Raw genomic sequence first — 21,027 nt, forward strand, 5'->3', positions numbered from 1 at the left:
CCGGTCATAGCGGCTGGCGTGCGACAGGCAAATGCCGGCTTGAGGGCAGGCCGGCCGGGAATATCCATCATGCCTGCCTGTGCAGCCCCGGCGAATCTGCTAACCCTTGTGGCTGAGCTTGTGGAGGAGAAGGCACGCAATGGCCGAGACTGCAGACATTCCCGCCTGGATTGCCCTGTTCATGGGGCTTTATGCGCTTGGCGCCGCGCTGGGCGAATTGCGTTCGCCGGGCAGCTGGGCGGCGATGCTGGAAGAGTTCGAACAGCGCGAGGGACTGCGTTTCCTTGCCGGGCTGGTGGTGCTGTCGCTGGGCGCGACGATCTACCTCGTCAATCCCTACAACCCGGGCGACTGGCTCTCGATCCTGGTCACCGTGATGGGTGCGGGGATGGTGCTCGAAGGGCTGGTGATCTTCGCCTTCGGGCGCGCCTTCCTGCACTATGCCTCGGGCATGTTTGGCACCATCAACCGCGTCTGGGCGCTGCTGTCGGCTGGCATGGGCATCGTGCTGATCTGCGTGGCGATGCTCCGCTTCTAGGTAATCGCCGCCTCCCCGACCGCACCGGCGGACGGTTTCAGCGGACGGCCGTCGCGGCGCTGGTAGCCAGTTCACGCATCAGGGACGATGAATAGGGTTGGAGCAGCTCGTTCGCCCGGTCCCAACTTGCGCGTAGCCATAGTTCATGCGCGCCCGAATGCGGCGGCAAGATCACCGGCATGGTGTCGCGACCCACACGCTTCAATTCGGCATTAGCCTCGCAGGTCAGCAAGGCAAAGCCGGGCACTTCGCTGTCCTTCCACACGCCGGCGAAAGCGAACAGCGGCTGGTCCGTGCAGGCGAACCAGTGCTGGATGCGCTTGCCCTCGCGATCGGTCCCGCTGCCCCATTCCATGAAGGCCGTAGCCGGCACGAGGCAGCGGAATTCCGGATTGCGGAGATTGCCGACCCAGAACGGGCTGTCTGGATTGCGCACGCTCAGCACCGGGCGCGCCGCATCGGGGGCGGAGGGCGGCGGGGGCACGCCCCACAGGCGCGGCAACATCCGTTTCGGCTGGCCTGCGGCCATCGGCCCGGCAATGAATTCCCGGCCAATGGTAATGACCGGAGCAAAGCTGCCTGGCGCGACATGGCCACCGGTCCAGGGATCGTCACCGACTCGCGCCCCGAATGTGTCGCCAATGGCCCCGGCATCGGCATCGAGGCGGTAGAGCATGGTCACCGGCTACACCGTCAGGGCGTGTAATAGGTGGGCGATCCCGGACCCACCGGCAGCCCTGCAACGAAGGTCCAGAGATAGAAGAACACCGACCAGGCCGTGATGAAGAAGATGGTGTAGGGCAGCATCATCGCGATCAGCGTGCCCACGCCCAGGTCCTTCTGGTAGCGCGTGGCCCAGGCCAGGATCAGGCCGAAGTAGCTCATCATCGGGGTGATGATGTTGGTGGTGGAATCGCCGATGCGGTAGGCCGCCTGGATCGCTTCGGGCGCATAGCCGATCAGCATCAGCATCGGCACGAAGATGGGCGCGGTTACTGCCCATTGCGCGCTGGCCGAGCCGAGCGAGAGGTTGATCACCGCGCAGATCAGGATGAAGGCGAAGAATACCGCCGGTCCGGTCAGCCCGCTTTCGACGAGGAAATTGGCCCCAGTCACCGCGGTGATGGCGCCAAGGTTGGTCCAGCCGAAGAAGGCCACGAACTGCGCCGCGAAGAACACCAGCACGATGTAGAGGCCCAGCGCCGATAGTGCGGCGGCCATGGCGTCGATCACGTCACGATCGGTCTTCATGGTGCCAGTGGCGCGGCCATAGGCGTAACCGATGGCGACGAAGAAGATGAAGATCCACACCACGAAACCATCGAAGAAGGGGGAGTCCATGCGGTCGCCCGTCTCCGCGTTGCGCAGCACGCCCCAGTCGGGAACCAGCGTCAGGGCCATCAGCCCCAGCACGGCCAGCAGGGTCACGCCGGCCCAGCGCAGCCCCTTGCGTTCCTTGTCTGTCAGCGGCTGCATCATCCCGTCGTCGAGGATGGTCGGGTCGGCCTTGCTGGCATCGTAGGGCCCAAGCTTGGGTTCCACGATGTAGATCGACACCAGCGAACCGATCGCCGCGATGAGGAAGGTGGAGACGAACATGAAGTACCAGTTGGCCGTCGCCAGCACGGTATAGTCCGGGTCGATCAACTGCGCGGCTTCCTGCGTGATGCCCGCCAGCAGCGGGTCGATCGTGCCGATCAGCAGGTTGGCGCTGTAGCCGCCCGAAACGCCGGCAAAGGCGGCGGCCATGCCCGCCAGCGGGTGGCGCCCCAGCGCATAGTAGATCGCGCCGCCCAGCGGGATCAGCACCACGTAGCCCACCTCGCTCGCGGTGTTGGAGATGATACCGGCAAACACGATGGCCACCGTCACCAGCTTGGGCGGGGCGCCCAGTACCAGCGAGCGCACGGCAGCGGAGAGCAGGCCGGACTTCTCCGCAACGCCTACGCCCAGCATGGCCACCAGCACCACGCCCAGCGGTGCGAAGCCGGTGAAATTGTCCACCAGCCCGGTGAAGATGCGGCGCAGTCCGTCGCCGTCCATCAGGCTGACCGCGCGGATCATGCCGTCCTCTGCCACACCGGGAGCGCCAGCGGGGCGCGGATCGGTGACGGCCACGCCCATCCAGCCGAACAGGCCGGACACGAACACGATGCCGATGGCCAGCAAGGCGAACAGCGTCACCGGGTGCGGCAGCAGGTTGCCGAGCCACTCCACGCCGTCGAGGAAGCGGGTGAAGGCATTGCGCTTCGGCATGTCGGCTGCTGGTGCGGCATTGCCAGCCGGCTTGGGAAATTCTGTCATCACATGTCCCGTTGCTTGCGAATTCGTCTTGTCCGAATGCCTAACGGCATTGTCATCATTCTCAAGAACTGCACATTGCTGCACACTGACCGGGGCAGACAATGGGGACCAAATGACGGGGACGCTGGCAGCGAATTGGGGCAAGGGCACGTGGCTGGCCGTCCTGGCGACGGCCAGCCTGACCGCGCCTGAACCTGCCTATGCGCAGGATACATGCGCCTACGAAATCGTCGTGCTGGGGGCGGGGCAGGACGCAGGCGCACCGCAAATCGGCAATGCCGACGACCACGGTCCCCGGCTGCTGCCGAGTTCGCTGGCGCTGATCGACCGGACCGAAGGCAAGCGCTACCTGTTCGATGCCAGCCCGGCGATAACCGAACAGCTGGCCGTTCTCGACGCAGTCTCGCCTGCGGGTGAGGGGCTCGGTGTGGACGGCGTTTTCCTTACCCATGCCCATATCGGGCACTATCTCGGCCTTGCCTATTTCGGACGGGAAGCGGCAGGGGCCAGTCGCATCCCGGTCATGGCCATGCCGCGCATGGCGCGTTTCCTGCGCGACAACGGCCCGTGGAGCCAGCTGGTGGAACTGGGCAATATTCGCCTCCGGCCGATGGCGCACCAGCGCGCGCACATGCTGGAGGGTGGCCTGGCGGTGACGCCGGTGCAGGTTCCGCATCGCGACGAATACTCCGAAACCGTCGGCTTCGTGATCACCCACCCGGACATCGGCAGCGCGCTCTATCTGCCCGACATCGATTACTGGCCCGAACGGTTCGGCGAGAATTTCCTGCGATCGATCCTGCCGCAGGTCGACCGGATGTTCATCGACGCGACCTTCTGGGACGACAACGAGCTGCCGGGGCGCGACATGTCGGAAATTCCGCATCCGCGCGTGAGCGACACGATGGACCTGCTGGACGACCTGCCGCCGGAGGAACGCGGCAAGGTCCATTTCATCCACTACAACCACACCAACCCGATCCGCGATCCCGCCTCACCCGAAAGCGCGGAGGTGGAGGCACGCGGTTTCCATGTCGCGCGGCGCGGCGACCGGTACTGTCTCTAAAGGCTGCCTAGACTCGCTGCCCGCACGCGCCTAAACCCCTGCCATCCCCGGGGAGCCGCTTGGCTGAGAGGCAGGGCTAGCATCCTGCGACCCGTTGAACCTGAACCCGTTAGCACGGGCGGAGGGAAGGGCTGTTGCACGCGCCCGGAAACCCCTCTGCCGACAGAGAGGAAACCCATGGCCGACATCAATTCGCAGTTCGAAATCGGCGTTACCACCGGCCCCATCCGCGGCAGCCGCAAGATCCATGTTGGCAAGCTCAACGTGGCCATGCGCGAGATCGACCTGGAGCCGTCTTCGGGCGAGCCGCCGGTCCGCGTCTACGACACCTCCGGCCCCTACACCGACCCCGATGCCAAGATCGACATCTCCACCGGCTTGCCGCTGCTGCGCCGCCAGTGGCAGCTCGATCGCGGCGACGTGGAGGAATACGACGCGCGCGAGGTGAAGCCTGAGGACAACGGCCAGCTGGGGCCGGACCGCTCCGGCGGCGTCCCCGCCTTCCCCAATGTCGCCAAGAAGGTGCTGCGCGCGAAGCCGGGCAAGAACCTCAGCCAGATGCACTACGCCCGGCAGGGCATCATCACGCCGGAGATGGAATATGTCGCCGAGCGCGAGAACCTTGGCCGTGAACGCCTGCGCGAATACGACCGCGACGGCGGCAATTCGTGGGGCGCGGAAATCCCCGATTACGTGACGCCCGAATTCGTGCGCGACGAAGTGGCGCGCGGGCGGGCGATCATTCCCTCCAACGTCAACCACCCGGAAGCCGAGCCGATGGCCATCGGTCGCAATTTCCTGGTGAAGATCAACGCCAACATCGGCAACTCCGCCGTGGCATCGGACGTGGCGAGCGAAGTGGACAAGATGGTCTGGTCGATCCGCTGGGGTGCGGACACCGTCATGGACCTTTCCACCGGCCGCAACATCCACGACACCCGCGAATGGATCATCCGCAACAGCCCCGTGCCCATCGGCACGGTGCCGATCTACCAGGCGCTGGAAAAGGTTGGCGGCATTGCCGAGGACCTGAGCTGGGAGATCTTCCGCGACACGCTGATCGAACAGGCCGAGCAGGGCGTCGACTATTTCACCATCCACGCCGGCGTGCGCCTGCCCTACGTGCCGCTGGCGGCCAAGCGCGTTACCGGCATCGTGTCGCGCGGCGGCTCGATCATGGCGAAATGGTGCCTCGCGCACCACAAGGAGTCCTTCCTCTACGAGCACTTCGACGAGATCACCGAGATCATGAAGGCCTATGACATCGCCTATTCGCTGGGCGACGGCCTGCGTCCCGGCTCCATCGCCGACGCCAATGACGAGGCGCAGTTCGCCGAGCTCTACACCCTGGGTGAACTCACCAAGCGCGCCTGGGAGCAGGACGTGCAGGTGATGATCGAAGGCCCGGGCCACGTGCCCATGCACAAGATCAAGGAGAACATGGACAAGCAGTTGGAAGCCTGCGGCGAAGCCCCCTTCTACACGCTTGGCCCGCTCGTCACCGACATTGCACCGGGTTACGACCACATCACCAGCGGCATCGGTGCGGCACAGATTGGCTGGTACGGCACGGCGATGCTTTGCTACGTCACGCCCAAGGAACACCTCGGCCTGCCCGACCGCGACGACGTGAAGGTTGGCGTTGTCACCTACAAGCTGGCCGCCCACGCGGCGGACCTGGCAAAAGGCCACCCCGCCGCCAAGGTGCGCGACGACGCGCTGTCAAAGGCGCGCTTCGAATTCCGCTGGCGCGACCAGTTCAACCTGTCGCTCGATCCCGACACGGCCGAGCAGTACCACGACCAGACCCTGCCCGCCGAAGGCGCCAAGACGGCGCACTTCTGCTCCATGTGCGGCCCGAAGTTCTGCTCGATGAAGATCAGCCAGGAAGTGCGCGAGTTTGCCAAGCTGCAAAACCAGTCCTCGGACGAGTTCGTCGCCGCCGAAGAGGCAGAAAAGGGCATGGAAGAGATGAGCAAGGTTTACGATGAGACCGGCCGCGAGCTCTACATGGGGCAGGGTGATCGCGAACACGACTAGGCTGCGGCCTCGCCGCTTGTAAGCCCTGCGGGTTTATCGCAGTCTCCTCCCTTCTTTCGTGAGGGGGGGGGAAATTGCATGGAACTGATCGTTGACGGCCTGCTGTGGTTCTCGGTGCTGAGCACAGGGATCATGGCAGGCGTCTATTTTACCTTCACCACCTTCGCGATGCGATCCTTCGCGGAGCTGGGGGACGAGGCGGGGATGCGGGCGATGCAGTCGATAAACCGCGTGATCCTGCGCAGCCCCTTCCTGCCACTGTTCTTCCTCTCCACGCTCGCCTGCGCGGCGCTGGTGGTGCTGGGACTGCTGGGCCTCGCGAGAGACGATCCCTGGGCCATGGTGGCCGGAGCCGCGACCTACGTGCTGGGCATGTTCGCGGTGACCGCCGCGGGCAATGTCCCGCTCAACAATCAGCTCGACGCCGCCGACCCCGTGACCGAGCAAGGACGCGCAGTGTGGCGGGACTACCTTGTCCGCTGGACGCGGCTGAACCACGTTCGGACAGTGGCGTGCTGTGTGGCAATGGTGATGTTGGTTTGGAGTATGAATTAGCTGCCAAGGCAACTCTATGCTATACAGCCTTCAGCTATGAGACGCGATTGACGGCCTGGGCTGTTTGCACGAAGCGCCACTCTCCATCCTTTTCGCCTTTTAGCCCGCGTGACGACGTCCATGAACGGACCGAGCGCGCGGTCGCCAAAGGATTAAGCGATGGACCTCAACGAATTGCTCGCCAACCACCAGCGCGCGCTGTTCAACCAGCGAAGTGCGCGCACGATGCGGGATCGCGAAACCTATTTCGATCTGGTGGGATATTACGCCGAACGTATCCGGAAACTCCGGATTTCGGCCGGTCTGCCGCGGTATCACTGGACTGACGAACCCCGGCCGCCGAAAGAATGATTGGCCATGCAAGGCCGCAGTCGCTATGCACGGCGTGCTGAACGTCGATATTTGCGACGGACTTCGAGATTTGCCGACCGCCGCTTGCCCATTTTCGGCCCCGGCGCAAACCAGACGACGACTTCCTTTTCGATGACGATTTGACGCACGACCATGCTGCACGTCGCGGCGTGGCAACACTTACGTTCTCGAAAGGAACAACAAATGGCCAAGATTGGCACAGTGAAATTCTTCAACACCGACAAGGGTTATGGATTTATCCAGCCCGATGATGGTTCGAGCGACAGCTTCGTTCACATCAGCGCAGTTCAGGCTGCCGGCATGCAGACGCTCGATAAGGAGCAGCGCCTCAATTACGAGGTCGAGATGGGGCGCAATGGCAAGGAAAGCGCAATCAACCTTTCTGCCGCCGACTAATCCCTGATCTTCCCGCCCTTGGGGGGAGGGTGGATTCGAGGGCGGGGGCGGCTCAAGGGTCGCTCCCGTCTTTCAGGAAGCCCGCACGAGGAAGGATTGCCATGTCTCAGGGTTACCAGTTCTACATGGAACAGGCCGAGAAGGCTGCGACGGACGCGAAAGATGCCACGCTGGAAAACGTCCGAGACCGCCACTTGCGCGCCGAGGAAACCTGGCGGGGTCTGGCGGAACAGTCACGCAAGGTTGAGGAAGATCGCGTGAAGGCGAAGGAAGAACGTCGGCTGCGCATAGAGGCCGAGATGCTTGAAGCCCGCTTGTCCGAGGGAAATCCCGACGAGTAACACTTCGCTTGCGCGCCAAATCCCGCTTTATGCAGGCGGACCAGCGACCAGGGCACTGGCATTTTCTGGACTGGCTCTCCATCTCTGTTACCCAAATGAGAATTAGGCAGAAGGAGTTACCGCCATGCAGGTCCAGTTCAATTCCGATTCCTCGGTCATGGGGACCGACAATGTCGCGGAGCGGATCGAGGGCGTGGTGCGCGACAAGTTAAAGCGGCATGCAGAGCGGCTTACCCGACTGGAAGTCCACGTGCGCGACGAGAATGCGCGCAAGGGTGGCGGAGACGACAAGTCCTGCACCATCGAGGCGCGGCCGCGTTCGGGCGGTCCGATCGGCGTAACGGCCCATGCTGGCGATGTCGACACGGCGGCGCGGCTGGCAGCGGACAAGCTGGCCAGCCGGCTCGACCACCACTTCGGCAAGGCCGATCGCCACACCAAGGTTCCGCCAAGCGAGGACTAGTTCCGAAGAGTCGGCGGTGTCCGTGAGACTTTGAGACGCGTCAATGTCTTCTGCTGTCCGGGGGTGCAGTAATACGCTGTTACCACCGGAGAAATGCGATGCACAAACTGACCCTGTTGCTTGCCCCCCTGGCCGTGCTGGCCACTGCTGCCTGCGTCTATGACGGGCAGGAGGAACCCGAGCCCATTGCCAACCTGTCGACCGAGCGCGAGTGCTTCTTCGTCAGCCAGGTCAACGGCTACAACGAGGCGCCCGACGGCCCGCGCGGCGACCGGCTCTACGTCAGGACCGGGGTGCGTGACCGCTTCCTGCTGGAAACGCTGGGCACCTGCCCGGACCTAGACTGGTCATGGCAGATCGGGATCGATCCCAATCATCAGTCCGCGGTCTGCACCGGCGACGTGGTCGACCTGGTCATCCCCCGTACTGCCGGTGGACGGCCCGATCGCTGCTCCGCCCGCGTGCTTGGCAAGATGATCGAGGAAGACGAGGGCTAACGCCCTCGGCCGCGCCCGGCCGGATCGGCATGGCGACCGGAGTCGCTGTCGGTGATCCCGCGTCCGCGTCCCTGGCCCGCCGGGTCGGCATGGCGGCCGGAATCGCTGTCGGTGACTCCGGAGCCATAGCCGCCGCGCCCGCGACCTTGTCCGGCAGGGTCGGCATAGCTGCCGCTGTCGCTGTCCGTCACGCCGGTGTTGTAGCCGCGTCCGCGTCCGTTGCCGGCGGGATCGGCGTAACTGCCGCTATCGCTGTCGGTAATGCCGGAGTTGTAATAGCCGCCCTGTCCGTTGCCTGCCGGATCGGCATAGGCACCGCTGTCGGCGTCGGTGATCCCGGAGTTGTAGGCGTTGTAGCCATTGTAGCCCCGCCCGTAGCCGACCGGGTCGGCATATGGCCCGGCATCGGCATCCGTGCCGGCCCCCAGCGTCGTGCAGCCGGAAAGGCCGGTGCCGACCGCGGCAGCGCCCGCGACGCGCGCGAGAAATGAACGACGAGTGGTTCGTGTTGTACGCTTCATGTGCTGGTCCTCCCCTGCAAGGTCCATCGCATCGAACTGCCTCGCAAGCTGTCAGGGGCAGTGTGAACGCGCCCCGAACGGGGTTCACAGGTGCCTGTCAGGTAACTGAGGCGGCGCGTCACCCTGCCGCATCCCTCGCCGCGAAATCGCGTCTGGCGTGACAGGCGTCACGCGCAATCCCTTGGCGGGGGCCTAGCCCTCTCCTGTCAAACACAGGAGGGAAACCATGCCCGATACCAACGACGCTGCCGCATTCGATCTCAACGCCTCGCCCGACCAGCTGCTGGAAGAAGCGCTGGCGAGCGGGCAGGCGCCGTTCACCGGTCGCCAGATCGTCACCTTCGACGAGGAACTGGACGTGCAGGGCATGACCGCCCAGCTGGCGAGCTTCGGCCCGGCGGCCGTTGCCAGCGACTTCGGCGACGAGATGCCCACGCGCGAGAAGATGGGCGATGCCGCCAGCCTGGTGCTGGAGCAGCTGCACCTCGCCATCCTCGTGCCGTCGGCCGTGGAAGACTTCGGCGCCGCAGCCGTAGGCGGGATGGAAAGGCGCGAAGGGCCGCAGGGTGAGTTCATGATCGAGCCCGAGACCTTCGCCTTCGCCATCAACGCGATCGAAGACAATGCCGATGCCACCTGGGGCCTGCAGGCGACGCGCGTGCTGGGATCCAATTGGACGGGCGCGGGGATCAAGGTCGCCGTGCTCGATACCGGGATGGACCTGGGGCACCCGGATTTCGCTGGGCGACCGATGACCTCGGCCTCCTTCATTCCCGGTCAGTCCGTGCAGGATGGCCACGGCCACGGCACGCATTGCATCGGCACGGCCTGCGGGCCCTACGCTCCCGACGGCGGCGTGCCGCGCTACAGCATTGCGCACGAGGCGGAGATCTTCGCCGGCAAGGTGCTGTCCAACAGCGGCTCCGGCTCGGCAGGGGGCATCCTCGCGGGGATCAACTGGGCGATCGCCAATAATTGCGAGGTGATCTCCATGTCGCTGGGCGCGGCCATTCCGGTGCAGGGGTATTATACCGCTGCCATGCAGCGCGCCCTCGCGGCGGGCAGCCTGGTGATCGCGGCTTCGGGAAACGACAGCAGGCGGCCCGGCCAGATTGTGCCCACCGGCGCGCCGGCAAACTCGCCGGGAGCGGTGGCAGTGGCCGCGCTCGACAACCGGCTGGACGTCGCCAGCTTCTCCAATGGCGGGAAGATCGAGATCGCCGCGCCGGGCGTCGGCGTATTCTCCAGCCTGCCGCGCCCGCGGCTCCATGCCAGCTGGTCGGGTACCAGCATGGCGACGCCGCATGTGGCGGGCGTTGCCGCACTGCTGGCACAGTCGGACCCGACGCTGCGCGGACAGGCCCTGGCGGACAGGTTGCAGGCGCTCGCCCGGTCGCTGCCGCACCCGGCCACGGACGTGGGCGCCGGCCTTGTGCAGGCACCCTGACGGCCCCATATTTGCACCATGGTCGACCTGATTTTCATCCTCGCGCCAGACGCTTCGCTGACCGAAGTGCGCAAGGTGCTGAGCGAGAACCGGGTCGACGTGAAGCAGCTGCTGGAAGAGCTGGGCATGATCCTGGGCGAGGCGGAGGACTGTGACCTGGAGAAGCTGCGCAGCATGCCGCAATTCCTCAGCGTCGATGTCGATACGCCGGTGCAGATCGCCCCGCCGGATTCGCCCCTGCAGTAAGCCCGACTAGCGCGGTGCCCTGACGCCCGCCTTTTCCAGCTCCGGCCCAAGCCGGCCGGTCAGCCAGAGGAAGAACATGCGGAAATCCGCAGCCAGGCTCCACGCCGGATAGGTGAAGGTTGCCGGACGGTTCTTCTCGACGGTGAAATGCGCCAGCCAGGCGAAGAAGTACCCCGCCAACGGCATTGCCAGCAGGAACCACCAGCGCCCCGTCACCAGGGCAAAGATCGCCACTGCAAAGACCAGCGCCGTGCCGACATAGTGCAACGCCCGCGTCTTGGGCAGCGCGTGCTCGCGCAGGTAGAAGGGCCAGAACTCGGCGAAAGTGGAATAACGCTCGCTCATAGGGAGCCATGCTGCGCCAATCGGGAAACGGGCGCAAGGTGCCTTAACGAGGATCGCACCGGCTCCGCTAAGGCGTCGGTGCGATCTACCGCCATGCCTGGCGTTACCCGCTGTCCGGCGGGCTCGAGGACCGGGCGCTGCGCTGCGTCGCCGGTCCATTGCATGAGTGTGCTTGTACACCCTCTTGCCGAGTCGATCCAAACCGCCTGGTACGGAGCGTGCGGGCAATGCGGCGGGAAGAGCGGCAAAGCGCTGACGGGCGAAAGGTTCCTACCCACTTTCGTCCATCCCGCTTTCGTCCATCTACACCGCCGCCGGTCGATCCCTAGGTTCCTCGCGTCAAGAGCAACCGATCCAGAGAGGACCGACATGACCAAGAAGTTTCTTACTCCGCTGATGCTGGGCTCCGCCCTCGCGCTTGCTGCTTGCGGCGGCGCCGCCGATGAAGCGACCACCGACGATGCCATGGCCGATGAAATGGCCAACGAGACTGCCACTCCGGGCACCATCGTCGATGTGGCTTCGGGCAACGAAGATTTCGGCACGCTGGTTGCCGCGGTCACCGCTGCCGGCCTTGGCGACACGCTGGCCGGCGAAGGCCCGTTCACGGTGTTTGCGCCGACCAACGCTGCGTTTGATGCCCTGCCCGAAGGCACCGTCGAGACGCTGACCACGACTGAGACCGAACAGCTCGGCGCCATTCTCACCTATCACGTCGTGGCCGGTGAAGTGATGGCCGCAGACCTGCTCGCTGCGATCGAAGGCGCGGGCGAGGCCGGTTACAGCGTCGAGACCGTCAACGGCGGCACGCTGGTCGCCAGCGTGGTCGATGGCGGCGTGGTGCTGACTGATGCGCAGGGCAACACTGCCAATGTCACCGCGACCGACGTGGACGCCTCCAACGGCGTGATCCACGTGATCGACACCGTTTTGATGCCGTAAGCTCACTCCCCTTCGAGAACGGCAACGGGGGCGGTGGCCAGCGGGCCGCCGCCCCTTTATGTCTGCGCCAGGAAAAGCAGACTTAAGGACCCTCGACGCATGATCGTGCCGCCCATGCCCCGCCGTTTCGGCTATGCCGGTATCCTGCCGCAGCTTGCCTGTGTGCTGGCTGCCTGGTTCGGTCCGCCCGAATGGCAATGGAGCGCACTGGCGATCGGCTGGGCCTATGCGGCGCTGATCTTCGGCTTCCTCGGCGGGCTGTGGTGGGGGCTGGCCGCCGCCGCCCCGGACGAGGGGCGTAACGCCCCCGGCTGGCTGTGGGTAGCGGCTGTCACGCCCAGCCTGTTCGCCCTGGCGACCTTCCTGCCGTGGGTGTTCGGGGCAAGCTGGCCCGGTCCGTCGCTGCTCGCACTGGGCGCGGCCCTGCTGGTCACGCCGCTGGTCGACGCGCGGCTGGTCACGATCCGCCCCGTGTGGTGGATGCGCCTGCGTATCCCGCTGTCGCTGAGCCTCGGCGGGCTGACGATTGCGCTCGGCGTGGCAGCGCTAGCGCTGTAGCGAAAGCTTGGCCTGCACGTTTCAGCAGTGTGCAGAGCATTCCGCCGGCGTATGAAGTGGGCCTTTGAGGAGAAGGAAGAATGCCCCGTTACACCCACCCCGTTGCAGCTTGCATCCTGTCTGTCTGCGGCGCCGTCGGCCTGGCCGCCTGCGCACCGATGGAGGAGCCCGCCAGCGACGAATACGATGCAACGCTCGCCGAACTCGATACCGAGCGCGCCTGTTTCTTCGCCCGCGAGGTCAACGGTTTCTCGCACGCTCCGTCCAGCCCTGGTGGCGATGATCGCATCTGGGTGTCGACCGGTGTATCCGAACGCTGGTTGCTGGAAACACGGGGAACCTGTCCCGAACTGGACTTCAGCCAGCAGATCGCGCTCGACGTTCGCGGATCGGGCAGTGTCTGCACCGGCCAGCTGGAAATGCTGCTGGTGCCCAACGTGATGCGCGGCGATTTCGATCGCTGTCCGGTGCGTGTGCTTGGCAGGACGAGGGACTAGGGGATCGCCGCGGGCGCTAGTCGTTGTCGGCCTTCAGGTCCCACATCGTCGATTGTTCGCGCTCGGCATATTGCGCCGCCTGTTCTTCCGTCAGCGTCGAGGCGAAGCTGGTGAACAGGATCTTCGTGTCGAGATCCATCGCTTCGGGCAGTGACTTGGTGAAGACATTGGCGCTGCCGATGCCGGTCATCGGGGTAACCAGCGACCGCATCGACCAATCGGGGCATTCGCGATGCTCGCGATCATGCTGACGGATGTAGGTGATGGAGCCGTGCCGGTCGTCTTGCTCGATCCTGCGCATGATCGAAAGGACGTGTGCCCCGTCCCCTTCGAGCAGCTGCATGAAGCTTTGCGAATTATAGGCAAGCATGCCGGTGACGTCATGCTTTGCGTTGTTGGCGGCGGCGCGTTCCGCCAACGTTGTCACGTCGGCGGCAGTCAGCCCCGCGCTTGCGACACTCACATAAATCAGCGACAGCATGTCCCCTCCCGGCATGGTACGCGGGCGCTATATGGCCCCAAGCGAACCCAAATGCCAAATCACATTTGCAATGGAGCATTCACGCGTGATGAAAACCACCCTGGCCGTCACCGCCATTCTCACCTTGGCGGCCTGCCAGCAGGGCAGCGACAGCACAGTGCCCGGCGACGCCTCCGACACCGCCGCCTATGCTGAAATCGCCGAGGACGAACTCATCCGCTTTACTGGCACGGAACCTTTCTGGGGCGGATCGGTGATCGGGGACCGGCTGACCTATTCCACCCCTGACAATATCGACGGTACCACGATCCCCGTCACCCGTTTTGCCGGGCGCGGCGGCCTGTCGTTCAGCGGTGCACTGGACGGGCAGGCATTCGATCTCGCCATCACGCCCGCCGAGTGCTCGGATGGCATGAGCGACCGGATCTACCCCTTCGTGGCGACCTTGCAGATCGGCAGCGAGCACCGCGAAGGCTGCGCTACCGCCGGTCAGTAGACGCCGGGCGTCTCGTGATGCGCCACGGTGCTGGGCCGTTCGGGCTGCAGCAGCTGGCGACCGATCGACTGCGTCGTGGCCGGGCCACCGGCAATCGGCGTGCATGAGCGACCGGCGAGGAAGTCCAGCGCGGTTGCCAGCATGTCTTCCTGCGGATCGCCGAAGTTGCGGGAGATGTCGTCGGTAGCGCGGCAGCTGTTGGGCACCGTCGCGGCGAGGCCGTTGAAGTATTCGCCCAGGCCGTCGGCGTTTTCCAGCTTGATGGTGACGATGCGCAAGCGGTCGTCGCAAGCGGCGATGTCGAAGGCGGACTGGCCCACCGGCTTGCCGAAGGTGTTCTGGCCGACGATCGCGAGGTTGTTGCCGAGATAGGGCTGCATCCCGTTGATCAGCGCTTCGCTGGCCGAGGCCGAACCGCTGGTGGTGATGAAGGCAATTCGCGTCGGGGCCACTGATTCCGGCCGCGCTTGGAAGCGGTATGTCTCGTTGTTGGCGGCCTTGCTGTCGCGGAAGGCGATGGTCTCGAACACCTGTCCGTTCAGGTCGCGCGCCAGCATGTCGCCGAAGAATTCGTTGACGTTGATTCCGCCGCCGCCGTTGTAGCGCAGGTCGATCACGAGCTCGGTGACGCCTGCAGCACGGAAATCGGCGAAGGCATCGCGCAGTTCGTCGATCGCATCGTTGATGAAGTTGGTCAGGCGGATGTAGCCCACCTGCTTGCCGCCATCGTTGATGATCTGTGCGCCGTAGCGCGGTACGGGGTCGAGCGAATATTCCGCCTTAGTGATGCTCACTTCGCGATCGACGCCGCTGGCATCGATGATGCGGAACACGCGGGTGATGCCCGGATCGGAGGGGCCGAGCGCGTCGATCACCGCTTGCGGGCCGCCGGTGGCCATCAGGCTGTTGATCGTCACCAGGTTGCTGGAACTGGTGCCGACCGAGATCAGTTCCGTCCCGCGCTCGATATTGGCGCCAAGGGCGGGGGTGCTGTCGAAGGTTTCGGCGATGAACACGCGGCGGTTGGTCGTATCGTAGATCAGCCGGAAGCCGAAGCCGGCGCTGGCCCCGCCGTTGAAGAAGGCGTTCTCTTCCTCGATCGAGGTGACATAGCTGAAGAAGCGGTCCTTGTTCTCCGCCCTGGCCGGGGCGACCAGCGCATCGATGTACGATTGCAGGTCATTGAAATTGCCGGGAATGACCGTCGTGTCGACCAGGTCGGGGAACAGGTACCACTCGTCGATCACGTCCCGCGTGACATCCTGGCGAGAGGCCAGCGAACAGGCCGAAGTCGTCGGAGCGGGTGTCGGGGTCGGCGTCGGGCCGGCGGTTGCCGTGGGCGTGGGAGAGCCCCCGCCCCCGCAGGCTGCCACCATGGCGGCGCAAGCAATGGAAAGTGCAAGCTTCGAAGTGCGCATGAAAATGTCCCGACTTTTGAGGCCTTTGCGATGGCCGTCCGCTTTGTTGCAGGGGTAACCCGACGATAGGGGCTAGGCAAGCGCTGCACCCCAACCACCGGGTTTACCTGTGGGAAGGTGCTGCCAGAACTAATCCTTCGACAGGATGAACGGCGGCAAGCCTTGAAATGACTGGGCGCAAGCGGCACAGCGAGGCATCTTCCGAACTTGCAGGAGTAGAGATTCACCATGGCAGACACGATTCCCGGTTGGCTTTCGGCAGCACTTGGAACGGTGCGCGAGGGGCATGGCCGGCTGGTCGCTGCGCGCCTTGGGGCGGATGGGCTGGTCGGCAAGTCCGGCTTCACGCTTTCGTCCGCGGCCTTCGCCAATGGCGGCGAGCTGGATCCCTCCTTCACGGCGGACGAGGAAGATGCGGTCGCACCACCTCTTGAATGGACAGCGCCGCCACCGGGTACCCAGGAACTGGTGCTGGTGGTAGAAGATGCTGATTCGCCGGGAGAAAAGCCTTTCTGTCACTGGCTGGTCTGGGGCATGCCCGGCCAGAAGGGGCAGATCCTCGAAGGCGAGACGCCGCAGCGTGTGGGCAAGAACAGCTTCGGCAATTCCGAATGGCTGCTGCCTGACCCGCCGACGGGTGTCGATCCGCATGACTACGTCTTCCAGCTGTTCGCGCTGGACCTGCCGCTGGTGCTGATGCCCGGCGCAAGTCGCGAGGAGCTGGAAGCGGAAATGAAAGGCCACGTCGTGGGATTGGCCCTTTTGACGGGTAAATACGCCCGTGAAGAAGGCGGGGATTACGACTGGGATGATGAAGACGCGGACGATTGAAGGGTGTTAAGACCCTGTCCGGCTATTTGACTGAAAGGATACCAAGGAAATGGCTGCCAAGAACAACGCGCTCAACAAGCCGGTGAACCTGACGCCGCAGCTGGAAGCCGTGGTCGGCAAGGGTCCGATGACCCGTGCGCAGGTTACCAGCAAGGTGTGGGATCACATCAAGGCCAACGGCCTGCAGGATTCCAAGGACAAGCGGATGATCAACCCCGACGCCAAGCTCGGCGCGGTGATCGGCAACGATCAGATTTCCATGTTCAAGATGACGGGTGCCGTCTCCAAGCACATGAGCTGATCGAGCCTATGGCTTAGCAGGGCGCCGCAAGGCGACCTGCACTGGCGGGCGAGTGGCGCAAGCTGCTCGCCCGCTTTCGTCTGCGCGAGATAAATGCGGTTCACATATCCGAAGAATTCGCATTTCTGTAGGTTTTGACTTGCCGCAATGCGGGCCCACATGGCAATGTGGCAACAAGACATAAGGCAGGCCGGAAGAGCGGCTGCACAGAGGAAAGGCATTCGAAATGGCCCAGATCGTCGGCGGCGTCGCCACATCGCATACTCCCACCATCGCTTTCGCCAAGGACGGCGGCAAGCAGGACGACCCTGTCTGGAAACCGATCTTTGAAAGTTACGAGCCGGTGCAGGAGTGGTTTCGCGAGAAGAAGCCCGATGTGCTGATCTACATCTACAACGATCACATGACCTCGTTCTTCGACCACTACAGCCACTTCGCGCTGGGTGTCGGTGCCCGTTTCGAAGCGGCTGACGAGGGCGGTGGCCCGCGTGACATTCCCGGTATCGACGGCGATCCCGAATTCGCCCAGCACGTGGCCAAGGTGATGGTCGCCGACGAATTCGACCTGTCCTACTTCCAGGGCAAGAACCTCGACCACGGCGCATTCTCGCCGCTGTCGGTGATGGTCGACTACGACGACGACGGCTGGGCTGTGAAGCTGCTGCCGGTGGTGTGCGGCGTGCTGACCGTGCCGCTGCCCAGTGCGCGCCGCTTCTACAAGTTCGGCAAGAGCCTGCGCCGCGCGATCCAGTCCTATCCCAAGGACATCAAGGTGGCGATTGCCGGCACCGGCGGCCTGTCGCACCAGGTCCATGGCGAAGGCTGCGGCTTCAACAACCCCGAGTGGGACCATGAGTTCATGGAGAAGCTCGAGAAGAACCCCGAGAGCCTGCTCGACTACCCGATCGCCGAGCTGGCCAAGCTGGGCGGCTGGGAAGGCGCGGAAGTCGTCATGTGGCTGATGATGCGCGGCGCCCTGTCGGAAGAGGTCGAGCTCAAGCACAAGAGCTACTTCCTCCCCTCCATGTGCGCGATTGCCACGATGGTGATGGACGACAAGGGCGACGTCGCCCCGCCGCCCGAATCCGACGAAGCGCTGCGCGACCGTATCGAGTGGGACTGGAAGGGCGCCGCCGACATGGAAGGCACCTATCCCTTCACCATCGAACGCAGCGTGAAGGGCTTCCGTCTGAACCACTTCCTGCACTCGCTGACCGAGCCAGGAATGCGCAAGCTGTTCCGCGAGGACGAGGAAGCTGCCTACGAGAAGGGTGGCCTTACCGAGGAAGAGAAGGACCTGGTCCGCCGCCGCGACTGGATCGGCATGATCCATTACGGCGTAATCTTCTTCATGCTGGAAAAGCTCGGCGCGGTGACCGGTATCGGCAACATCGACATCTATGCCGCGATGAAGGGCATGAGCGTTCCGGAATTCCAGAAGACCCGCAACGCCAGCATCAACTACGGCGTGGCCGGCAAGGAAGACTGATCGCCAGCGGCGCTGGGCTGGTCTCTGCCGCTCAGCGCCTGCCGGGCCTGGCCCCGACAACCAGCGAGATCGTGCCTTCGGGCGTTATCTCGACCCGGAACCGGCACAGCCCGGCGCGCTTGGCGATCGCGATTGCCCGGCGCAGGTCGCGCTCGCTCCATTGACGCCGGTACGGCCCGCGCGGCCGCGCGCGGCCGTTGTCCTCGGGCTCGATGAATTGCAGTAGCTCGGCGCGAAGCTGGATAGGAGTCCGTCGTCCCCTACCGGCATTGCCCTTCATACAGTCCCTCCCACAAGGCAGACTGTTGCAGCTCGCTCTGTGTCGAGCCGTTATCCGCCCCCGATGCAATCTATGCGCCTGTTCACCGCGCATCGCAAATGGCTTGTTGCAGGGCCGGTTTGGGCACGCTGCGCGCCGGGTTACAAACTGCGACACTTCTCTCCTTGCGGCTAAGTCGCTGATAAGCTGGAACTAGGGCGCACACCCCCCGATCGCCAGACCAAGGTCAGCCGCTTGTATCCGCCTTCCGGCATACACCCATCGAATACCCGCGAAATGGCGGCTGCTGCGCGGCATGTGCAGGACTTGCAGTCCGCCATGCAGCTGCGCGACCGGGAGCGGCTGGTCTGGGCGATCGGCAAACTGGTCTCGCTGCGCGCGCCGATGGGGGAACAGTGGCGGTCGCTGGCAGACCTGGCGCTGGGCCATGGCGAAGTTACCCTGGCGCGGCAGGCGATAGACCTGTTCGTCGAAGCACGCGGCCATGCGCCGGCGGCGATCTACCTGAAGGTCGCCTTGCTGGAGCAGGCCGGCGCCCTGGCCGAGGCGCGCGAGATCATGCGCAGCTTGCCGGAAAATGTGCCGGACCCAGCCTCGAACGCCTACAGCCTGGGCACGGTGGCGCTCTACCTCGGCGACATGGAGCAGGCGCGGGCGCAACTGGAGCGGGCGGTCCGGCTGGACCCGCGCCACGGAGCGGCCTGGCTGTCGCTTTCGGCTTCGATCGACCTTGCCGAGGACACCGACCTCGCCAATGCGATCGTGGCTGCACATGATCGGATGGCAGGGGCGCCGCCCCAGCAAGCCGCCCCCTATTGTCACGCCTTGGGCAACGCGCTTGCCGCGCAGGGCGATCACGATGCCGCTTTCGCCGCCTTCGCGCGCGGTGCCGCCATGGCTCGCGCTCTCCAACCCTACGACCGGGAGAGCGCCAACAAGCGGGCGGAAGCCTCGCTGGAAGGGTTCACGGCGGAAGCCATCGAGGCGATTGCGCAGCAGCAGTCGGAGCCGACCGACCGCGCGATCTTCGTGACCGGCCTGCCGCGCTCGGGCACGACGCTGGTCGAGCAGATCCTCGCCAGTCACTCAAAGGTGGCGGACGGTGCCGAGATCAGCCGCCTGCGCATGCTGGCGAGCGATGTGCGCAGCAACACGATGCCAGCGATCGAGGCTTACCTTGCCAGGCACGAGGCGGCACGCGCTGCCCGGCTCTGGAGCCACCTGCTGGCGGAACGCTTCCCGGCAGCGGGAAGGGTGGTCGACAAGTCGCTCGACACCTCGCATTTCATCGGCCTCGCCGCAGCGACCTTGCCTGACGCTCCGCTGGTCTGGCTCACACGCGACCGGATCGATTGCGCCTTTTCCTGCTTCCGCACCTACTTTCCCGCCGCCTTCGGCTGGTCCTGCGACCTCGAAGACATTGCCTGGCAGTTCCGTATCGAGGACCGCCTGCGCACGCACTGGCAGGAAGTGCTGGGCGACAAGCTGCTGGTGGTCCCGCTGGAAGAACTGGCCGAACAGCCAGCTGTCTGGACGCGCCGCATCCTTGCCCATTGCGGGCTGCCGCAGGAGCAGGAGGTTTTCGTTCCGCATGAAACCCGGCGCGCGGTCAGCACCGCCAGTACGGCGCAGGTCCGGCAACCGGTCAGCCGCGCCAGGGTGGGGTCAGCCGACCGCTACCGCGCGCAGATGCAGCCCTTCATGGAGGCCTATTTCGGCTGAGCGCCTCGCTTGCCGAAGGGCCAGTCGATCACCAGCCCAGTCCACAGCGCCAGCCAGATGATCAGCGGCTGCGCGATCATGCGCGGCACGTGGTAGGCCATGCCCCATCCCCCGTCCTCGCGCGCCATGTCCATCAGCATGTGGTTCACGTTCGCCGGCCAGACGCACAGCGCGTAGAGCGCCAGCCCGATCGCGCCAGCCTGCAACAGGCGGCGTGAAAGCGGCTGTGCCAGGGTGATGGCTCCGGCGATTTCGGCAATGCCGGTCCAGAACACCACGGCTTCGGGGAAGGGCACCCAGCCGGGCGTGATTGTCAGAAACGGTTCGGGCCCGACGAGGTGACGGTACCCGGCGTAGGCGTAGAACAGCGCCAGCAGGTATCGCAGCGCGACGCGGATCATGCTTCCGGATGCCATCCGGGCGGGGCGAGGGTGAATCCGGCGAAGTCGAAGCCGGGCGAAACCACGCAGGAGACTAGCGTATAGTCATGCTCTCCCGGCAAAGGCTCGGCTGCCTGCCAGTCACCCGGCCGGATGACGTAGTGCGGCAGATCGCCGCCGGCCACGTCGGGGCCGAGGCGGTGGTGTTCGACAGCGGGATTGGCCGGATCGCTGATCGAAAGCTGCAGCGGATTGCCACCGTGCCACAGCCAGATCTCGGCGGCATCGACCGTGTGCCAGTGCGATTTCTGGCCCGCTTCCAGCAGGAAGTAGATCAGCGTCCCGCTGGCGCGTTCGCCTGCGGCAGCTTCCGCACGCCAGGTTTCGCGAAACCAGCCCCCTTCCGGGTGTTGCTCCAGTCCAAGCCTGGCGATCAGCTCCTGGGCGCTGGTCATCATCCCTCCCTTGCGCACTTGGCCCACGGCGGCATAGTCGCGGGCA

At 64.8% G+C, this 21,027-nt stretch carries 28 protein-coding genes and 1 riboswitch; of the genes, 19 read left to right on the plus strand and 9 right to left on the minus strand.

Annotated elements, in window-relative coordinates:
• The first annotated feature begins 139 nt into the window (after positions 1 to 139).
• A complete protein-coding gene (locus OZN62_RS12085) occupies positions 140 to 538 on the plus strand; it encodes a hypothetical protein (RefSeq protein ID WP_269100063.1) in 399 nt (132 codons plus the stop codon).
• 37 nt (positions 539 to 575) lie between these two features.
• Here OZN62_RS12085 and OZN62_RS12090 read toward each other — a convergent pair whose 3' ends face one another.
• Entirely contained in the window at positions 576 to 1,214 is a 639-nt protein-coding gene (locus OZN62_RS12090) for an SOS response-associated peptidase family protein (protein ID WP_269102175.1), read from the minus strand.
• A gap of 17 nt (positions 1,215 to 1,231) precedes the next feature.
• Entirely contained in the window at positions 1,232 to 2,842 is a 1,611-nt protein-coding gene (locus tag OZN62_RS12095) for an AbgT family transporter (protein WP_330848747.1), read from the minus strand.
• A gap of 112 nt (positions 2,843 to 2,954) precedes the next feature.
• Between OZN62_RS12095 and OZN62_RS12100 the strand changes: the two genes are divergently transcribed.
• The 8 genes from OZN62_RS12100 (at position 2,955) to OZN62_RS12135 (ending at position 8,572) form a co-directional block, all read left to right on the plus strand.
• Positions 2,955 to 3,908, plus strand: a complete 954-nt coding sequence (locus OZN62_RS12100; RefSeq protein WP_269100064.1) for an MBL fold metallo-hydrolase — start codon at positions 2,955 to 2,957, stop codon at positions 3,906 to 3,908.
• A gap of 38 nt (positions 3,909 to 3,946) precedes the next feature.
• A riboswitch (TPP riboswitch) is annotated at positions 3,947 to 4,053 on the plus strand.
• Between the two features lie 32 nt (positions 4,054 to 4,085).
• Complete coding sequence (gene thiC / locus OZN62_RS12105) at positions 4,086 to 5,948, plus strand: phosphomethylpyrimidine synthase ThiC (protein WP_269100065.1); 1,863 nt, start codon at positions 4,086 to 4,088, stop codon at positions 5,946 to 5,948.
• Between the two features lie 78 nt (positions 5,949 to 6,026).
• Positions 6,027 to 6,503 (plus strand): anthrone oxygenase family protein, encoded by a 477-nt coding sequence (locus OZN62_RS12110; RefSeq protein WP_269100066.1) that lies wholly within the window; start codon positions 6,027 to 6,029, stop codon positions 6,501 to 6,503.
• A 159-nt stretch (positions 6,504 to 6,662) separates the two neighbouring features.
• Complete coding sequence (locus OZN62_RS12115) at positions 6,663 to 6,854, plus strand: hypothetical protein (RefSeq protein ID WP_269100067.1); 192 nt, start codon at positions 6,663 to 6,665, stop codon at positions 6,852 to 6,854.
• A gap of 204 nt (positions 6,855 to 7,058) precedes the next feature.
• Positions 7,059 to 7,271 (plus strand): cold-shock protein, encoded by a 213-nt coding sequence (locus tag OZN62_RS12120; protein WP_269100068.1) that lies wholly within the window; start codon positions 7,059 to 7,061, stop codon positions 7,269 to 7,271.
• A 101-nt stretch (positions 7,272 to 7,372) separates the two neighbouring features.
• Positions 7,373 to 7,612, plus strand: a complete 240-nt coding sequence (locus tag OZN62_RS12125; RefSeq protein ID WP_269100069.1) for a hypothetical protein — start codon at positions 7,373 to 7,375, stop codon at positions 7,610 to 7,612.
• Between the two features lie 124 nt (positions 7,613 to 7,736).
• Positions 7,737 to 8,075: an HPF/RaiA family ribosome-associated protein gene (locus OZN62_RS12130; RefSeq protein WP_269100070.1), complete on the plus strand. Its 339-nt coding sequence runs from the start codon at positions 7,737 to 7,739 to the stop codon at positions 8,073 to 8,075.
• Between the two features lie 98 nt (positions 8,076 to 8,173).
• Positions 8,174 to 8,572: a DUF6491 family protein gene (locus tag OZN62_RS12135; RefSeq protein ID WP_269100072.1), complete on the plus strand. Its 399-nt coding sequence runs from the start codon at positions 8,174 to 8,176 to the stop codon at positions 8,570 to 8,572.
• Here the strand turns inward: OZN62_RS12135 and OZN62_RS12140 are convergent.
• Positions 8,569 to 9,093, minus strand: coding sequence for a hypothetical protein (locus OZN62_RS12140; protein WP_269100073.1), 525 nt, complete (start codon positions 9,091 to 9,093; stop codon positions 8,569 to 8,571). The two genes, OZN62_RS12135 and OZN62_RS12140, sit on opposite strands and share 4 nt — an antisense overlap.
• 226 nt (positions 9,094 to 9,319) lie before the next feature.
• Between OZN62_RS12140 and OZN62_RS12145 the strand changes: the two genes are divergently transcribed.
• Positions 9,320 to 10,540, plus strand: a complete 1,221-nt coding sequence (locus tag OZN62_RS12145) for a S8 family serine peptidase (RefSeq protein WP_269100075.1) — start codon at positions 9,320 to 9,322, stop codon at positions 10,538 to 10,540.
• An 18-nt stretch (positions 10,541 to 10,558) separates the two neighbouring features.
• On the plus strand, positions 10,559 to 10,786 hold the full coding sequence (locus OZN62_RS12150; protein WP_269100077.1) for a hypothetical protein: 228 nt from the start codon (positions 10,559 to 10,561) through the stop codon (positions 10,784 to 10,786).
• A 6-nt stretch (positions 10,787 to 10,792) separates the two neighbouring features.
• Here the strand turns inward: OZN62_RS12150 and OZN62_RS12155 are convergent, their stop codons facing one another.
• The gene (locus OZN62_RS12155) at positions 10,793 to 11,131 is read right to left on the minus strand and encodes a DUF962 domain-containing protein (protein ID WP_269100078.1); all 339 of its coding nucleotides are present in this window, start codon (positions 11,129 to 11,131) and stop codon (positions 10,793 to 10,795) included.
• 369 nt (positions 11,132 to 11,500) lie between these two features.
• Between OZN62_RS12155 and OZN62_RS12160 the strand changes: the two genes are divergently transcribed.
• The 3 genes from OZN62_RS12160 to OZN62_RS12170 all read left to right on the plus strand — a co-directional run bounded on the left by OZN62_RS12160 (position 11,501) and on the right by OZN62_RS12170 (position 13,128).
• Entirely contained in the window at positions 11,501 to 12,073 is a 573-nt protein-coding gene (locus OZN62_RS12160; RefSeq protein ID WP_269100079.1) for a fasciclin domain-containing protein, read from the plus strand.
• Between the two features lie 99 nt (positions 12,074 to 12,172).
• On the plus strand, positions 12,173 to 12,631 hold the full coding sequence (locus OZN62_RS12165; protein ID WP_269100080.1) for a DUF3429 domain-containing protein: 459 nt from the start codon (positions 12,173 to 12,175) through the stop codon (positions 12,629 to 12,631).
• Between the two features lie 80 nt (positions 12,632 to 12,711).
• Complete coding sequence (locus OZN62_RS12170; protein ID WP_269100081.1) at positions 12,712 to 13,128, plus strand: DUF6491 family protein; 417 nt, start codon at positions 12,712 to 12,714, stop codon at positions 13,126 to 13,128.
• A gap of 16 nt (positions 13,129 to 13,144) precedes the next feature.
• On the opposite strand, the gene OZN62_RS12175 is transcribed toward OZN62_RS12170, so the two are convergent.
• Positions 13,145 to 13,609, minus strand: a complete 465-nt coding sequence (locus OZN62_RS12175; protein ID WP_269100084.1) for a BLUF domain-containing protein — start codon at positions 13,607 to 13,609, stop codon at positions 13,145 to 13,147.
• Between the two features lie 88 nt (positions 13,610 to 13,697).
• On the opposite strand from OZN62_RS12175, the gene OZN62_RS12180 reads away from it, so the two are divergent.
• On the plus strand, positions 13,698 to 14,105 hold the full coding sequence (locus tag OZN62_RS12180) for a COG3650 family protein (RefSeq protein WP_269102178.1): 408 nt from the start codon (positions 13,698 to 13,700) through the stop codon (positions 14,103 to 14,105).
• On the opposite strand, the gene OZN62_RS12185 is transcribed toward OZN62_RS12180, so the two are convergent.
• A complete protein-coding gene (locus OZN62_RS12185; RefSeq protein WP_269100085.1) occupies positions 14,099 to 15,523 on the minus strand; it encodes a S41 family peptidase in 1,425 nt (474 codons plus the stop codon). The genes OZN62_RS12180 and OZN62_RS12185 overlap by 7 nt on opposite strands.
• A gap of 228 nt (positions 15,524 to 15,751) precedes the next feature.
• On the opposite strand from OZN62_RS12185, the gene OZN62_RS12190 reads away from it, so the two are divergent.
• The 3 genes from OZN62_RS12190 (at position 15,752) to OZN62_RS12200 (ending at position 18,144) form a co-directional block, all read left to right on the plus strand.
• On the plus strand, positions 15,752 to 16,354 hold the full coding sequence (locus tag OZN62_RS12190; protein ID WP_269100088.1) for a YbhB/YbcL family Raf kinase inhibitor-like protein: 603 nt from the start codon (positions 15,752 to 15,754) through the stop codon (positions 16,352 to 16,354).
• A 49-nt stretch (positions 16,355 to 16,403) separates the two neighbouring features.
• On the plus strand, positions 16,404 to 16,655 hold the full coding sequence (locus tag OZN62_RS12195; protein ID WP_269100089.1) for an SWIB/MDM2 domain-containing protein: 252 nt from the start codon (positions 16,404 to 16,406) through the stop codon (positions 16,653 to 16,655).
• 226 nt (positions 16,656 to 16,881) lie between these two features.
• On the plus strand, positions 16,882 to 18,144 hold the full coding sequence (locus OZN62_RS12200) for a gallate dioxygenase (protein WP_269100090.1): 1,263 nt from the start codon (positions 16,882 to 16,884) through the stop codon (positions 18,142 to 18,144).
• 31 nt (positions 18,145 to 18,175) lie between these two features.
• On the opposite strand, the gene OZN62_RS12205 is transcribed toward OZN62_RS12200, so the two are convergent.
• Positions 18,176 to 18,424 carry a hypothetical protein gene (locus tag OZN62_RS12205; protein WP_269100091.1) on the minus strand — a complete coding sequence of 83 codons (249 nt, stop codon included), beginning with the start codon at positions 18,422 to 18,424 and terminating at the stop codon, positions 18,176 to 18,178.
• Positions 18,425 to 18,700: 276 nt separating this feature from the next.
• Here OZN62_RS12205 and OZN62_RS12210 point away from each other — a divergent pair, with 276 nt between their 5' ends.
• The gene (locus OZN62_RS12210; protein WP_269100092.1) at positions 18,701 to 20,146 is read left to right on the plus strand and encodes a tetratricopeptide repeat-containing sulfotransferase family protein; all 1,446 of its coding nucleotides are present in this window, start codon (positions 18,701 to 18,703) and stop codon (positions 20,144 to 20,146) included.
• Here the strand turns inward: OZN62_RS12210 and OZN62_RS12215 are convergent.
• Positions 20,134 to 20,547, minus strand: a complete 414-nt coding sequence (locus OZN62_RS12215) for a DoxX family protein (RefSeq protein ID WP_269100093.1) — start codon at positions 20,545 to 20,547, stop codon at positions 20,134 to 20,136. The genes OZN62_RS12210 and OZN62_RS12215 overlap by 13 nt on opposite strands.
• Positions 20,544 to 20,981, minus strand: coding sequence for a cupin domain-containing protein (locus OZN62_RS12220; RefSeq protein ID WP_269102179.1), 438 nt, complete (start codon positions 20,979 to 20,981; stop codon positions 20,544 to 20,546). Before OZN62_RS12220 ends, OZN62_RS12215 begins: the two co-directional genes overlap by 4 nt.
• Between the last annotated feature and the right edge of the window lie 46 nt (positions 20,982 to 21,027).

This window comes from Aurantiacibacter sp. MUD11, assembly GCF_026967575.1.
Classification (GTDB): domain Bacteria; phylum Pseudomonadota; class Alphaproteobacteria; order Sphingomonadales; family Sphingomonadaceae; genus Alteraurantiacibacter.